15 protein-coding genes are annotated in these 13,303 nt (G+C 72.8%); 7 read left to right on the top strand and 8 right to left on the bottom strand.

Going from position 1 to position 13,303, the window contains the following annotated elements; all coding sequences use genetic code 11:
- A partial coding sequence (locus ACZ7P3_RS42280; protein ID WP_472090009.1) for a hypothetical protein occupies nucleotides 1-180 on the top strand: 180 nt, incomplete at its 5' end.
- A 179-nt stretch (nucleotides 181-359) separates the two neighbouring features.
- Here ACZ7P3_RS42280 and ACZ7P3_RS42275 read toward each other — a convergent pair.
- The 6 genes from ACZ7P3_RS42275 to ACZ7P3_RS42250 all read right to left on the bottom strand — a co-directional run bounded on the left by ACZ7P3_RS42275 (nucleotide 360) and on the right by ACZ7P3_RS42250 (nucleotide 5,007).
- Nucleotides 360-1,922, bottom strand: coding sequence for an FAD-dependent monooxygenase (locus ACZ7P3_RS42275; RefSeq protein WP_472090008.1), 1,563 nt, complete (start codon nucleotides 1,920-1,922; stop codon nucleotides 360-362).
- Nucleotides 1,923-2,117: 195 nt separating this feature from the next.
- On the bottom strand, nucleotides 2,118-2,561 hold the full coding sequence (locus ACZ7P3_RS42270) for a MarR family transcriptional regulator (protein WP_472090007.1): 444 nt from the start codon (nucleotides 2,559-2,561) through the stop codon (nucleotides 2,118-2,120).
- Complete coding sequence (locus ACZ7P3_RS42265) at nucleotides 2,558-3,052, bottom strand: MarR family winged helix-turn-helix transcriptional regulator (RefSeq protein WP_472090006.1); 495 nt, start codon at nucleotides 3,050-3,052, stop codon at nucleotides 2,558-2,560. The genes ACZ7P3_RS42270 and ACZ7P3_RS42265 overlap by 4 nt, the downstream gene beginning before the upstream one ends.
- A 10-nt stretch (nucleotides 3,053-3,062) precedes the next feature.
- The gene (locus tag ACZ7P3_RS42260) at nucleotides 3,063-3,554 is read right to left on the bottom strand and encodes a hypothetical protein (RefSeq protein ID WP_472090005.1); all 492 of its coding nucleotides are present in this window, start codon (nucleotides 3,552-3,554) and stop codon (nucleotides 3,063-3,065) included.
- Nucleotides 3,555-3,646: 92 nt separating this feature from the next.
- The gene (locus ACZ7P3_RS42255) at nucleotides 3,647-4,012 is read right to left on the bottom strand and encodes a cupin domain-containing protein (protein WP_472090004.1); all 366 of its coding nucleotides are present in this window, start codon (nucleotides 4,010-4,012) and stop codon (nucleotides 3,647-3,649) included.
- Between the two features lie 320 nt (nucleotides 4,013-4,332).
- The gene (locus tag ACZ7P3_RS42250; protein ID WP_472090003.1) at nucleotides 4,333-5,007 is read right to left on the bottom strand and encodes a transmembrane-type terpene cyclase; all 675 of its coding nucleotides are present in this window, start codon (nucleotides 5,005-5,007) and stop codon (nucleotides 4,333-4,335) included.
- Nucleotides 5,008-5,263: 256 nt separating this feature from the next.
- On the opposite strand from ACZ7P3_RS42250, the gene ACZ7P3_RS42245 reads away from it, so the two are divergent.
- From ACZ7P3_RS42245 to ACZ7P3_RS42230, 4 genes are all read left to right on the top strand, one after another.
- On the top strand, nucleotides 5,264-5,818 hold the full coding sequence (locus ACZ7P3_RS42245) for a GNAT family N-acetyltransferase (protein WP_472090002.1): 555 nt from the start codon (nucleotides 5,264-5,266) through the stop codon (nucleotides 5,816-5,818).
- A 254-nt stretch (nucleotides 5,819-6,072) separates the two neighbouring features.
- Entirely contained in the window at nucleotides 6,073-6,519 is a 447-nt protein-coding gene (locus tag ACZ7P3_RS42240) for a hypothetical protein (RefSeq protein ID WP_472090001.1), read from the top strand.
- Nucleotides 6,520-6,584: 65 nt separating this feature from the next.
- Nucleotides 6,585-7,283: an RNA polymerase sigma factor gene (locus ACZ7P3_RS42235; protein WP_472090000.1), complete on the top strand. Its 699-nt coding sequence runs from the start codon at nucleotides 6,585-6,587 to the stop codon at nucleotides 7,281-7,283.
- A complete protein-coding gene (locus ACZ7P3_RS42230; protein WP_472089999.1) occupies nucleotides 7,280-7,621 on the top strand; it encodes a hypothetical protein in 342 nt (113 codons plus the stop codon). Before ACZ7P3_RS42235 ends, ACZ7P3_RS42230 begins: the two co-directional genes overlap by 4 nt.
- 80 nt (nucleotides 7,622-7,701) lie before the next feature.
- Here ACZ7P3_RS42230 and ACZ7P3_RS42225 read toward each other — a convergent pair whose 3' ends face one another.
- On the bottom strand, nucleotides 7,702-9,987 hold the full coding sequence (locus ACZ7P3_RS42225; protein ID WP_472089998.1) for an MFS transporter: 2,286 nt from the start codon (nucleotides 9,985-9,987) through the stop codon (nucleotides 7,702-7,704).
- A 165-nt stretch (nucleotides 9,988-10,152) separates the two neighbouring features.
- On the opposite strand from ACZ7P3_RS42225, the gene ACZ7P3_RS42220 reads away from it, so the two are divergent.
- Both ACZ7P3_RS42220 and ACZ7P3_RS42215 read left to right on the top strand, forming a co-directional pair.
- Entirely contained in the window at nucleotides 10,153-11,118 is a 966-nt protein-coding gene (locus ACZ7P3_RS42220) for a pirin family protein (RefSeq protein ID WP_472089997.1), read from the top strand.
- Nucleotides 11,119-11,132: 14 nt separating this feature from the next.
- Nucleotides 11,133-11,357: a hypothetical protein gene (locus ACZ7P3_RS42215; protein ID WP_472089996.1), complete on the top strand. Its 225-nt coding sequence runs from the start codon at nucleotides 11,133-11,135 to the stop codon at nucleotides 11,355-11,357.
- A gap of 78 nt (nucleotides 11,358-11,435) precedes the next feature.
- Here ACZ7P3_RS42215 and ACZ7P3_RS42210 read toward each other — a convergent pair whose 3' ends face one another.
- Nucleotides 11,436-12,848, bottom strand: coding sequence for a short-chain fatty acyl-CoA regulator family protein (locus ACZ7P3_RS42210; RefSeq protein WP_472089995.1), 1,413 nt, complete (start codon nucleotides 12,846-12,848; stop codon nucleotides 11,436-11,438).
- Nucleotides 12,849-13,303 lie beyond the last annotated feature (455 nt).

The raw sequence follows: 13,303 nt of genomic DNA, 5'->3' as shown, positions 1-13,303 counted from the left end.
CCCCAAGCCTGCACTCGGATGGCCCAACGAGACCGGTACCCGCACGGCCACGGAACCGATTCAGGCATCACCCGAAGGTGTCCAGATAAGGAGATGCTCGGCCGGTACTCGTTCCAGCTCTCCGAACTGCCGGGCGGCCTGCGCTTGCTACACGCCCCGGACGCGGCCGAAGTGGTGTGACCCCGGTGCGGGTGACCGTCACCGCCGGGGCTGTCCCGGCGGTGACGTTTGCACTGGTCACCGGCTCGTTGGGGGCCGGGAGCCGTAACACCGGCGGACGGCGTGGCGGCTGTGCGCGGCGGCGGGTGCGGCAGGCCGTCCGTAGCGCGGGTGGCGTGGACGGCGGCCGGAGCGGCGGATCAGCCCGCCGTCACCGCGCCCTCCGGCACTCCGAACCACTCCTCCAGCGCTTCCGCCAGCCCGGCCGTCGACGTCGGCGCCTGCGCCCCCGCGTCGGCCGCCCACGCCGTGAAGCCGTCCGGACGGACGAGGACCGCCGCCAGTTCCGGGCGGGACGGGCAGCCGGCCGTCAGGGTGTCGACGCGGCCGGCGTACCCCGCGGCGAGGGCCCGGAGCTCCGGGTCGTCGGTGAGGTCGAGCAGGAGCGCCCGGCCGCCGTGGAGGTGGTCCGCGAGGCGGCCGCCGCCGGTGAGTTCGAGGTCCGGGGTGCTGCGGCCGGTCAGCGGGTGCTCGCCCGGCAGCTCGTACCGCACTCCGGCACCGTTGAGCTGCGCGGTGAGGTACGTGGTGCCCACGACCGTCCCCGCCAGGTCGCTGACGATCTCCCGCAGCGCCCGGGACTGCGGGTCCGGGCGCATGGCCGCGACCTGGGACCGGGTCCAGTCCAGGACCCACGCGCCGACCGGGTGCCGCTCGGAGGTGTACGTGTCCAGCAACCCTTCCGGCGCCCGGCCGCCGATCACCGCGGCGAGCTTCCAGCCGAGGTTCATCGCGTCCCCGATTCCCAGGCTCAGCCCCTGGCTCCCGAACGCGGAGTGCACGTGCGCCGCGTCGCCCGCGAGCAGCACCCGGCCCTTGCGGTACTCGGTGACCTGGCGGGCGTGGTCGGTGAAGCGGGTCGCGGTCCGCACCCCGGTGATCGTGACGTCCACGCCGGATACGCGGCGCAGCCGCGCCTGGAGGTCCTCGGCGGTGACCGGCGCGTCCCGGTCGGCCGGCGGGCCGTCGAACTCCACGGTGACGATGCGGCCCGGCATCGGCCCGTGGGCGTACACTCCGGTGTCCGTGGCGGCCCAGCCGACCTTCAGGTCCTCGGCGCCGGTCATCTCCACGACCGCCTGGTGACAGGTGATCTCCGGTTCCGTACCGGGAAATTCGAACCCTGCGAGCTTGCGGACCGTGCTGCGGCCGCCGTCGCAGCCCACGAGCCAGCCGGCGCGTACGGCCCCGTGGCCGGTCCGCACGGTGACGGCCTCCTCGTCCACGTCGAAGCCGGTCAGCTCCACTCCCCGGCGCACGTCGACGCCGAGCTCGTCCGCCCGCTCGCCGAGCAGCCGCTCGATGTCCTGCTGCGCCACGAAAGCGATCTCGGCGGCGGGTCCGGCGTCGCCGAGGCCCGGCTCCCTACGGTCGACCAGGTCGGCGCGCAGCATGATCCCGGCGAAGTGCCCGACGATCCCGAGCCCTTGGCCTGCAGCCCCGCCTCCGTCCCCGCCGCTCCGCTCGCGTATGAACGCCTGGAAGCGGTCCATCGCCTGCCGCTGCACCTCGGCCAGCGCGGGCAGCATGCCCCGGCGGTAGAGCGCCTCGGCGCTGGGCGTGGTGATCGCCCCGCCCTTGATCGTCGGATTCACTTCGGTGAGGCGCTCCAGGACGGCCACCCGCGCGCCTCCGAGCCGGAGCTCGCAGGCCAGCATCAGTCCGACCGGGCCGCCTCCGGCCACCACTACGTCATAGTCCATGGCGCCCACTATGACGGAGGGTCAAAAAGGCCCATGCACCGCCCTGAACAGCCACAACAGGCGCCGCGATGTCAAGGGGCCGGCCCCGTGAGGAGGGACGGGAAGCGGGCCGTCCGCGCTCCTCCGCAGCCACCTCACCCGCCCCCGCCGGTGTCCCGGCCGGTCCTCGATCGGCTCGATCAGGTGGCCGGGCGGTCAGGCGGTCAGCGCCGCAAGCTCCGCATTGGCGCGCTCGGTGACCAGGGCGAGGACGCGGCCTGCGGCGGCCAGGTCCTCGGCGGGTATCCCGCCCCAGATGCGGGCGCTGATGGGGGCTGTCTCCGCGCCGGCGGCGGCGATCAGCTCATGCCCCGCAGCCGCGGGGCGAAGGTACGCGCCGTCCGAGACGAGCAGCTGCTTGGCCAGCAGCTCGTCGAGAGCGGCGCGGATGTCGGCCGGATCGGCCTTGAGGGAGCCGCGGATCCCGGTGACGAGATCGTCCGGCGTCTGCGGGGCGTCGGCGGTGACGGCGGCGCGCAGGGCGATCTGCTGCTGGAACGTGATGCCGTGCCGGGCCAGGACGTGCTCCAGAACGCCGCGGGCGGCGTAGTGGGCCAGGCCGAGGGCGCGGGCGTCGGCGACGGGTGCGGTGGTGGTCATGGTGTTGTCCCCTGAATGCTCTCGTCGTTCGGTAGGGATGGAGCGAGAGGTGCGTCGAGCAGGGTCGTCAGTTCGTTGGTGAACGCGCGCGTCCGCGGGGCGTCGAGGCCGCCGAGCGGCTCCAGCAACTGCTGAAGCAGCTCCTGGACCACCGCGATGGCTCGCCGAGTGACGGCCTGGCCCTGCTCGGTGAGGGCGAGCTGCACGGCGCGCGGGTCACGGGGATCGCGGGTGCGCTCGATCAGGCCGGCCGACTCCAGGGCGCGCGCCAGCTTCGAGACGTACAGCGCCTCCAGACCGGTGTGGTCGGCGAGTCGGCGTTGACTGGGCCGCTCGCCGGCGCACTGCATGCCGTGCAGCGACGCGACCAGTGAGTACTGCGCGTGGGTGAGGCCCAGCGGAGCCACCGCGCGATCGACCGCGACTCGCCACTTGTTGGCGAGCCGCCATACGAGGAAGCCGGGCGTGGGGCCCGGTGAACCCTTGCTCATGGCGAATAGATTACATGGCTACTATATCCATGGCTACTATTTTCTGACGGATGCGAGGGCGCACCCGGCTCGGCGCCGCGACGGACCTACGGAACGCCTCCGGAAGACCTCCGGCCTTCGCGCCGGATCCAGCCCTGAGCACTGCCCAGCGCCCGGCGAAGGCCACCTCCTCGATTCTGACGCCCAGGACCTTCTCGGCCCGCCCGGCGCTCTCGTGGAGCATCCGCCACAGCGTCTTCTCCCGCAGGTGGGCCTCGCCGCGCTCACGGCACCAACCGAGCCAGGACAGCACGCCCGCCCGGCGGGAGTTCCAGGTGTTGACCACCGCGGTGCCCCGGAGCAGTTCGAGGGCCTGGCCGGTCTCGCCGTCGGCCACCGACGCCACACACCGGGCCTCGCCAGGCCGTTCGGCGGTCCTGCCCACCCCGATCCCGTGGTTCCGGACCGTGTCCGGGTTGCCGAGCAAGTGGAGGAACACATCCGCCGCCGCGCGGACGGTCATGGCACGGCGGGCGCCGGCACGGCATCGCCGCCGAGGGGCCGGTCGTGCGGGTGCCCCGCGGCGCCGTACGCACCGCGGGGCACCGTGGATCCTCATGCCTCCTGAGCCCGCGCGTAGTTCTGGGCCATGCCTCCCGCGAAGTCGAGCACCACACATTGTTCGTCGCCCACGACCCAGGCGTCGTGTCCCGGCGGGCACACGAAGACATCGCCGTGGCCGATCTCCGCCTCGCCGCCGTCGTCCATGCGCAGGTGCATCCGCCCCTGGAGCACAAATCCGTTGTGGTGGACCATGCAGCTCGCGGTGCCCGCGATCGGCGCCACGGACTCCGACCAGCGCCAGCCCGGTTCGAAGGTGCCCACCGCGAAGTCGAGCCCGGTCAGATGGAGCGCTTCGAGGTGGCCGCGGGGGAAGTCACGCCGCTCGTCCGGCTTGTCGACCGTCTTCACTTCCAGCATCACGGTGTCCTCCCGTCCGGCCGCTCACCGCGGCCGGGGCCGGCCTCCGTGCCCCGGCGGCCTCGGACGGCACCGGCGCTGCGACGGCGACCGTACCCCACGCCTCCATCGTCGGTCCGGCCCGCCGGGGCCGCCATCCGAGGCGACCCACACCCTGCGACAACGTTGCCACCTGCCGACGCCCCTCTCGGCGGACGCGGCGGGAAGCACCGCGGTGGTGCAGCTGCCGGTGGGTGGCGCGCCGCCGCCCGGACGTGGCGGGCTTCAGCACCACCCACGAACACTCAGGTGGCGGCGTCGGGCTGCACCGGGGCCGGCGATCAGTGCTGGAGGGCGCTCTGGGCGGGCACCTCGACCGAGGGGGAGGTCCGCTCGGCGCGCCGCACGGCGAACACCGCGTACACGTAGGCCAGATCGAGGAGGAAGCAGCCGATGCAGAGGTAGTACATGAGGGCGCTGTCGTAGCGCGGATCGCCGTCGGGGTCGGTGAGCAGCGCGAATGAGGCGCAGGCGGTGCCCAGCAGTTTGGTCACGGCGATGCCCGGGGACTGGCCGCGCGTGCTGCGGCGTGCGGCCAGCATCGCCAGGAACATGCCGGACATGGCCAGGTTGCTGCCGAACGCGGTGATCGTTCCGACGCCCTGGTCGAACTGCTCCGAGGCGTAGTTCATGCCCGGGTAGGCGAGGGCGAGCAGGGCGGCCAGCGCGGGCAGGAACAACCGGTCCGGGAGGTAAGGGAATTCGGCCCGTCCGAAGCGTACGACGGTGTAGCCGATGGCGAGGTCGAAGCAGAACCAGACGATGTTGATGACGTGCATGACCCCGCCGGGGGTCCGTACGAACGCGAACATGAACTCCCAGCTGATGTTGGTGGCGAACGCGACGACGGGCATCCCGAAGGTGCGTTCCCGCAGCCCCGTGCGGATCAGCAGCACGTACGCGGCGGTCCAGAAGAGCCCCGTACCGAGCAGAAACGCCGTGTTCACCGCTTGCATGAGCACCCTCCGTGGTCAGGTCGTCACGATCGCCGCCGCTTACTCTGGCACGGTGACGGCCACGAGCGCAGCACCCGTCGCGGCGGAGGGGCCCGTGGACCCGCCGCTGCGGCCGCTTCCGGAGCGGGCCACCGCGCTGCCGAGCCGAGTTGACGCCCCGCCGCGTCCGGTGGCCCGGGGCCCTCAACGGGATCGGGGAGGGTGCCGACCGTAGGCTGGCGCACCAGATGCCCTGCTCACCCACCCGAAGGTGGCCATGTACGCGATCCCCCTCGGTGACGACGGCGCCGAGCTGTGCCCTCTCGGTCCCTGGCAGGCCGGGGAGTTCCTCGGCCATGTGGACCGGGGGCGGGAGTTCATCGGACAGTTCAACGGGCTGCCGGACGTGGTCACGGACCTGGCGTCCAGCCGCGCGTTCCTGCAGGCGTACGCCGAGAAGGAGGCCGCCGACGCGGGCCGCATCCGCGGGATCCGGTACGACGGCACGCTGGTCGGGGCGGTGATCCTGCGCCGGATGGACGTGGCCCGGGGCACCGCCGAGGCCGGCTGCTGGCTGGAGCCGGCGGCGGTGGGCCGGGGCCTGGTGACGCGGGCCGCCCGGGTGCTGATCGACTGGGCGATCCGGGAGCGGGGCATCCACCGTGTGGAGTGGTGGGTGTCGCCGCACAACGCCCCGAGCATCGCGGTCGCCCGGCGGCTGGGCATGCGCAGGGACGGTGTGCTCAAGGAGAGTTACCTGTACCGGGGAGAGCGGCACGACGAGGAGATCTGGTCGGTGCTGGCACCGGAGTGGACCGCAGGGGCCGGCTGACGGGGCTCCGTGGTTGCCGGGCCGGGCGCCCGGCCGGCCGCAGCGACCGGTCGCCGAGGAACTGCTGAGACGGCTGGGCCGAGGCGGCCCATGCCGCTGGGCGGCGGGGCGGCCCTGACACTGGGCGGCGCCCGCCGACCCGAGCGGAAAATTCGTCGGCCGTCGCCTGCAACCTCGCCCGGGGCCGGACGTCTGTCGGGGTGGAGGCCTCCACTTCACCCCTGTACGACCGACCCGAGCAACCGAAGGAACCCATGTCCGCACACCGCATCCCCCGCCGCATCCGCAGGCTGCGCACCGCCCTCGGGGTCTCCGCCGTCGGCGCGGCGCTGGCCGTCGGCGGTGCCGTGACCGCACAGGCCTCCCAGAGCGGCACGCACGCCACCTCCCGGCCCGATGCCACCGCCACTCCCACGCCCGCGGGCGGCCACGCGGAGCCGACCCCGGCCCCGGCCCGCACGGCAGCGCCGAGGCCGGTTCCGTCCGCCCCGCACACGGGCACCCCTGTTCCGGTCCCGTCGGCCCCGCACACGGCCACCCCCTCACCAGTTCCGTCCGCCCCGCACTCGGGCACCCCGTCACCGGTCCCGTCCGCCCCGGCACCCGTACCGGCGCCGCGCCACGGCCACCGGACGGCGTCGCCGACTCCGGTGCCCGCGACCGCGTACGCCACGCCTTCGCCGGTTCCGCAGCAGCACTGACTGAGGGATGCCGCGTGTGCGGGGAGTCGCCGGTGCGGCTCCCCGCACACGCGGCCGGGAGACCCATGACGACAGCCACACCGCCGACGGCGGCCCTGCCCTGGGAGCGGGCCGGCACGCCGCGCTCCGCCCCGCCCTGGCGCAGGTTCGCGCACGCCCTGTGGACCCGCGTCCTCGCGCGTGTGCGCGTCGGCACGGCGGCCGACCCGGCACCACCCGGCAACGGCAACGGCAACAGTGCCGGCACCGGCACCGCGGGGCTTCCGGGCCCCGAACGCCCGCCCGGCATCGAGGAGTTGTACCACCACCGGCGGCTGCCGCTGGTGCGCCTGGCGGTGCTGCTGGTCGACGACGTACCCACGGCCGAGGACGTCGTACAGGACGCCTTCACCGCGCTGTTCCGCCGCCACGGGCACCGGCTCGGCTCGCTGGACGACCCGGAAGCGTACCTGCGGACCAGTGTCGTCAACGCGGCCCGTTCGGTTCTGCGGCGGCGCAGGACCGTACGGGCGCACACGCCCGAACGCGAGCAGCACATGCCCGCCCCCGAGGAGGACGTCCTGCTCCACGAGGACCACCGGGAGGTGCTGGCGGCACTGCGGACGCTGACGCCGCGTCAGCGGGAGGTGCTGGTCCTGCGGTACTGGTCGCACCTGTCCGAGGCCCAGATCGCGGCGACGCTCGGTCTGTCACGGGGCACCGTCAAGTCCACGGCCAGCAGGGCCCTGGACGCCCTCGGCCGACGTCTGGAGGGGCTGCGATGAACGCATCCGGTACCAGGACCGCGCCGACGCCGGTCGAGGAGCGGCTACAAGCCGCCCTGGCCGCACGGGCGCAGTCCGTCGGCCCGGCCGACCTGCGGCCCCTGTCTCCGCCGACCGCCACCCTGCACCCGCACCGGGTGCTGGTGCGCCGGGTCGCGCTGAGCCTGCTCGCGCTGGCCGCGGTGGCGGTGCTGGTGTTCTTCAGCGTCCGGAGCGGCCCGGCCCGCCCCGCCGAACCGGCCCGCTCCCCCGGACCGACGACCGGCACCCCGTCACCGGTCCCCAGCGCCGTCCACCCGCCCACCGCCCGGCCGTCCCCGAGATCCTCGGTGCCGTGACCCGGCAGGCTCCGGGCGCTCCGGTCGACTACGCCCCGGGGTGGGCGAGTTCGATTACGCCTCGGGGTGGGCGACTTCGATTACGCCCCGGGGTAGGCGAGTTCGATGTCGTGGTCCTCGATGTCGCCGGAGACGGTCACGGTGGCGGCCCGCGGCGGATAGCCGGCCGCGATCACCGTGTACGGGCCGCCGTCCAGGTCGGAGAAGGCGTACGCCCCGTCGCCGCCGGTGGTCGTCGTGGCGACGACGTTGCCCGCCGCGTCCACCAGTGTCACGCGCGCCTCGTCCAGCGGTCCGTCGGCGCCGCGCACCGTGCCGCGCACCCGGGCTCCGGGCCGCAGCTCGGGCTCGACGCGGGTGATGCCGTGGCCGGAGATCTCCACGGACAGTGCGAGCGGCCGGTACTTGGGGGAGCTGACGGCCAGGGTGACCGGCCCCGGCACGAGGTCGGCGAGGGCGAACTCCCCGAGGCCGTCGGTCTCCCCGCCGGCCAGTACGTCCCCGCGCACATCGGTGACGACGACCACGGCTCCGGCGACGGGCGCCCCGCCGTCCGCCGCACGCACCAGACCGGCCAGTCCACTGGCACCCCCGAGCAGCAGGTCGTAGGCCACGGGGTCCGCACCCACGACGAGGGTCGTGGCCCGGGGACGGCGGCCCTCGGCGGAGGCGACGAGGACGTACGTCCCGGTGCCCGGCGCCTCGATGGCGTAGGAGCCGTCGTGGTCGGCCAGGGACCGGCCCAGTTGCCGGCCGCCGAGGGAGACGAGGGTCACCGCGGCCCGGCCGACACCGGTTCCGTCGGCGCCGCGCACCCGGCCGCGCACCGGTGTCCCGCCGCCCGCCGCGGGCGCCGGCACGGCACCGGCCGGCTCCTCCCGGGGCACGGCGGCCACGGGCTCCGCCGACGGGGCGGGGACGCCGGCACCGGCCGGCATCTCCCGGACCGGCACCGGCCTGCGCGGGATGAACCCGGCCACGAGCAGGGCGAGCACGGCCGCTCCGGAGCCGACGGCCATGACGACCTTGAAGCCGTCCTCGGAGGGCAGGGGCGTCGTACCGAACGTGGTGGTCAGCTGGGCGAGGATCACGCCCGCGACCGCGCTGGCCGTCGAGGTGCCGATGGACCGCATCAGGGTGTTGAGGCTGTTCGCGGCGGCCGTCTCGGACGGGGCCACGGCCCCCATGATCAGCGCGGGCATGGCGCCGTAGGCGAATCCGATGCCCGCGCCGATGACGCACGAGACGACGATGAGCTGCCATACGGCGTCCATCATCACGATGCCGAGGCCGTACCCGGCGGCCACGATCACCGCGCCGCACATCAGCGTCACCTTCGGATCCCACTTGCGGGAGATGAGCGCGGACACCGGCGCCATGGCCATCATCACCAGGCCGGTCGGGGCCATCACCAGGCCCGCGTCGAGCAGCGACTTGCCCAGACCGTATCCGGTCGCCCGAGGCAACTGCAGGAGCTGCGGAAGGACGAGGGACATCGCGAACATGGAAAAGCCGAAGGCGACCGAGGCCAGGTTGGTGACGAGGACCTGGCGGCGGGCAGTGGTGCGCAGGTCCACCAGGGGTTCACCGGTCCGCAGTTCGTACGAGCCCCAGGCGAGCAGCACGACGACGGCGGCCGCGAACAGGCCCAGGGTGGTGCCGCTGCCCCAGCCCCAGTCGGCGCCCTTGGAGATGGCCAGCAGCAGACAGACGAGCCCCGCCGCCATGCCCAGGGCACCGATCAGATCGAAGCGCCCGCCGGTGCGCACCTTCGACTCGGGCACCAGCAGCAGGACGAGTACGGCGGCGACCGCACCGAGCGCGCCCGAGGTCCAGAACAGCATGTGCCAGTCGAAGTGGTCGGCGATGAGCGCGGCGGCGGGCAGGCCCAGGGCGCCGCCGATGCCGAGGGAGGCGCTCATCAGGGCGGTGGCGGAGCCGAGCCGCTCGGCGGGCAGTTCGTCACGCATGATGCTGATGCCGAGCGGGATGACACCGGAGGCCAGACCCTGCAGCGCCCGGCCGACGATCATCGGGACGAGGGTGTCGCTGAGCGCGGCCGTGACCGAGCCGACGACCAGCATGAAGAGGCTGGTCAGCAGCATCAGACGCTTGCCGTACATATCGCCGAGCCGGCCCATGACGGGCGTGGCGACGGCCGCCGCGAGCAGCGTGGCGGTGACCGCCCAGGCCGCGTCGGAGGCGGGGGCGTCGAGCAGCTTCGGCAGCTCGGGCACGATCGGGATGACCAGGGTCTGCATCAGCGAGACCACGATCCCGCCGAGGGCCAGCACCGCGACGACGACGTTCGTCCGCGGTATGGCGGACTCCCCGGCCTCGGCCGGCCGGGTGTGTGCTTGGGTCATGGTTCGGGCCTCCATCGGGGGGACACGGTCCGCGTACTCCCCCCGAATGTAAGTCAGTTGATTGACTTAACCAAGAAAGATCCGGCTTTTCCTGTCCTCCGAACGCTCGCACCACACCCTCCGCGCACTCGGCAACGGCGACGGCCGGCCGCTAGGTTGGGCGGCATGAGCAACCTTGACCGCGCGCCCGTGCCCAGTGTGTGCGGCGGCCGCGGCTTCGTCGTCGCCGAGCCCGTCCGTGAACTGCTGAGCCCCCGTCGTGTACGACTCGGTGAATCGACCGAGGTGCGCCGGCTGCTGCCGAACCTCGGCCGGCGCATGATCGGCGCCTGGGCCTTCGTCGACCACTACGGCCCCGACGACATCGCCGACGAGCCGGGCATGCAGGTCCCGCCCCATCCGCACATCGGACTGCAGACGGTCAGCTGGCTGCACGAGGGCGAGGTGCTGCACCGGGACTCCACCGGCAGCCTGCAGACCATCCGGCCCAGGGAGCTGGGCCTGATGACCTCGGGCCGGGCGATCAGCCACTCCGAGGAGAGCCCGAAACCGCACGCCCGCTTCCTGCACGGCGCCCAGCTGTGGGTCGCGCTGCCCGACGAACACCGGCACACCGAGCCGAAGTTCGAGCACCATCCCGACCTCCCCACGGTCGCCGCACCCGGCCTGACCGCAACGGTCGTTCTCGGCGCCCTGGACGGCTCCGCCTCCCCCGGCACGACGTTCACGCCGATCGTCGGCGCCGACCTCGCGCTCACCCGGGGCGCCGACGTCCGCCTGCCGCTCGAACCCGACTTCGAGTACGGCGTACTGGCCATGTCCGGCGAGGTGCACGTGGACGGCGTGCCGGTCGTGCCGGGCTCGATGCTCTACCTCGGCTGCGGCCGCACCGAACTCCCGCTGCGCGCCGAGTCGGACGCCGGCCTCATGCTGCTCGGCGGCGAGCCGTTCGCCGAGGAGCTGATCATGTGGTGGAACTTCGTCGGGCGTACGCAGAACGACATCACACAGGCCCGCGAGGACTGGATGAGCGGTACGCGATTCGGGGAAGTGAAGGGGTACGACGGGGATCCGTTGCCTGCGCCGGAGCTGCCGGCTGTGCCACTCAAACCGCGAGGTCGTGTGCGCTGAACCGGGATTCTCCAGTGCGGTACGCACAGAGCCGGGCGATGGAAGTCCTGGTGGCCGACGGCGTCGATCCCTCGCAGGTGATCGTCGGCCCGGGTCCGGGGTTCGCCGAGACACGTGCGGACGACTGGGCTCTGCCGGCCAGGTCGGACGCCTGGGCCGTCAGGGTGCACACGGTCCGCGCCGGCGCCGACGCGGTCCGGGTCGAAGCCGCGCCGAGCGGCGTCCGGCATGGCGGCTGAAGTGCAGGAGCCTCTCACCGAGAGGTGGAGCGGAGAAGCCACGTCCTCGCGCTCGCCCCGCCGGCCCCCTCTCCCTGATCACCTGGGCCCGCTGCCGCCCTCGACCGGGTACGGCACGAACGTGCTGCTGTTCTGGTCAACGAGAAGCGGACGGCCGAGCGGGGGCGCGGCCCGCTGGGAGCAGTCGAGGCGTTCGCAGACGCGGCAGCCCATGCCGATGGGGGTGGCGGCGGAGGCGTTGGCGAGGTCGAGGCCGTCGGAGTAGACGACACGGTGGGCGTGGCGGATCTCGCAGCCGAGGCCGATGGCGTAGGTTCTGCCGGGTTCGCCCCAGCCGCCGCGGTGCCGGGTGACGGCGCGGGCGGTCCACAAGTAGCGCTGTCCGTCGGGCATTTCGGCGATCTGGACGTGGATGCGGCCGGGAGCCGTGAACGCCTCGTAGATGTTCCACAGCGGGCAGGTGCCACCGGCGCGGGAGAAGTGGAAGCCGGTCGCGGACTGGCGTTTGGACATGTTGCCGGCCCGGTCGACGCGGACGAAGGAGAAGGGCACTCCGCGCAGGCGGGGGCGCTGGAGGGTGCTCAGGCGGTGGCAGACGGTCTCGTAGCCGAGGCCGTAGCGGTCGGTGAGGCGTTCGATGTCGTAGCGCACCTCCTCGGCGGCCGCGTGGAAGGCGCCGTACGGCAGGATCAGGGCTGCCGCGAAGTAGTTGGCGATGCCGATCCGGGCCAGGGCGTGGGCCGGCGAGCCGGACGGGAAGTCCTCGGCCGCCAACCGGTCGAGGCCCTCGCCGTGTTCCAGGAGAGCCAGTTGGGTCGCCATGCGGAAGGCTCGCTGGCCAGGACGCAGCCGCGGGGACAGATGGAGGGTGCGGCTTCTCCCGTCGTAGTGGTGCAACTGGTCACCGGGCTCGGCGGCCAGATGGATGCCGTGTGCCTTGGCGAGTCTGACGGTGAGGGCCCCGATGACCTCGCCCGGGAAGATGCCGATCTCCTCGGCGAGTCGCTCGGCCGCGAGGTCGGTGTCGTGGAGGTAGTTCTGGCGGCGGTAGAAGAAGTCCCGGATCTCCTCGTGGGGTGAGGACACCATCCCCCGGTCGCCGTCGCGGCCGTCCGCCGCCCCGACCAGACGCTCGGACAGCTGCTGGTTGCGACGGCCGAGGTCGAGCAGGACCTGGGCGACCGAGGGCAGACGGGATGCAAGATCGGCCAGATCCGCGGCAGAGACACGGGCCTCAGCGATCTCTCCGGCCAGAGCCTCACGCAGGTCCGCCACCAGCCGGCTCGCGTCGCGTTCGGAGAAGAATCCCGGGTCGACGCCGAACGCCTCGGTCAGTCGTAGCAGCACGGGAACGGTGAGCGGGCGGGAGTCGTGTTCCATCTGGTTCAGATAGCTCGGTGAGATGCCCAGCACACGGGCCAGGTCGGCCTGGCTCATGCGGCGGTCCTCCCGCAGCCGTCGAAGCCGAGCCCCCGCATACGTCTTGCTCACCGACCACTCCTCCATACCGGGTATCCGACCCGGTCAGCGTAAAGGAAGCACCACCCTTCCCGGTCTTCGCAAGATTGGCAATAACCGCCGGGAAGATTCGCAGAACTTGGCAAGCATCCATGCTTGATGGCACTCAGTGCCAGTGCCAGAGTCTTAGTGCGGCCCGCCGAATCCGGCAGCCACAACCCGAACCGGGGGCGCGATTCATGCCCTGACGTCGGATATCCCGGCACGGGCGGTGACTACACCGGCAGCATTGCTCACCTTCACCCACCCAGGGTGACGGCGGGCCGCACTCCAGAAATTGACACGCAGTGCCCATCCGACGTCGGAGCGGCTCGGAATTGGCAGACGCAACGCACCGAGGAGACGTGACAGTCATGGCAGAGGCGAGGACGCAGGCGGCCGAGGAACTCGCGCAGCGCTGGGCCACCGATCCCCGGTGGCAGGGCATC

The organism is Streptomyces sp. NPDC107581, from assembly GCF_055657175.1.
Note: the sequence above shows the minus strand (reverse complement) of the source record. Positions and strands in the feature narration are given on the sequence as shown.

Bases quoted from the DNA above. Each gene is read 5' to 3' on its own strand.
- ACZ7P3_RS42275 (WP_472090008.1), bottom strand. From the start codon at position 1,922: ATGGACTATGACGTAGTGGTGGCCGGAGGCGGCCCGGTCGGACTGATG.
- ACZ7P3_RS42270 (WP_472090007.1), bottom strand. From the start codon at position 2,561: ATGACCACCACCGCACCCGTCGCCGACGCCCGCGCCCTCGGCCTGGCC.
- ACZ7P3_RS42265 (WP_472090006.1), bottom strand. From the start codon at position 3,052: ATGAGCAAGGGTTCACCGGGCCCCACGCCCGGCTTCCTCGTATGGCGG.
- ACZ7P3_RS42260 (WP_472090005.1), bottom strand. From the start codon at position 3,554: ATGACCGTCCGCGCGGCGGCGGATGTGTTCCTCCACTTGCTCGGCAAC.
- ACZ7P3_RS42255 (WP_472090004.1), bottom strand. From the start codon at position 4,012: ATGCTGGAAGTGAAGACGGTCGACAAGCCGGACGAGCGGCGTGACTTC.
- ACZ7P3_RS42250 (WP_472090003.1), bottom strand. From the start codon at position 5,007: ATGCAAGCGGTGAACACGGCGTTTCTGCTCGGTACGGGGCTCTTCTGG.
- ACZ7P3_RS42245 (WP_472090002.1), top strand. From the start codon at position 5,264: ATGTACGCGATCCCCCTCGGTGACGACGGCGCCGAGCTGTGCCCTCTC.
- ACZ7P3_RS42240 (WP_472090001.1), top strand. From the start codon at position 6,073: ATGTCCGCACACCGCATCCCCCGCCGCATCCGCAGGCTGCGCACCGCC.
- ACZ7P3_RS42235 (WP_472090000.1), top strand. From the start codon at position 6,585: ATGACGACAGCCACACCGCCGACGGCGGCCCTGCCCTGGGAGCGGGCC.
- ACZ7P3_RS42230 (WP_472089999.1), top strand. From the start codon at position 7,280: ATGAACGCATCCGGTACCAGGACCGCGCCGACGCCGGTCGAGGAGCGG.
- ACZ7P3_RS42225 (WP_472089998.1), bottom strand. From the start codon at position 9,987: ATGACCCAAGCACACACCCGGCCGGCCGAGGCCGGGGAGTCCGCCATA.
- ACZ7P3_RS42220 (WP_472089997.1), top strand. From the start codon at position 10,153: ATGAGCAACCTTGACCGCGCGCCCGTGCCCAGTGTGTGCGGCGGCCGC.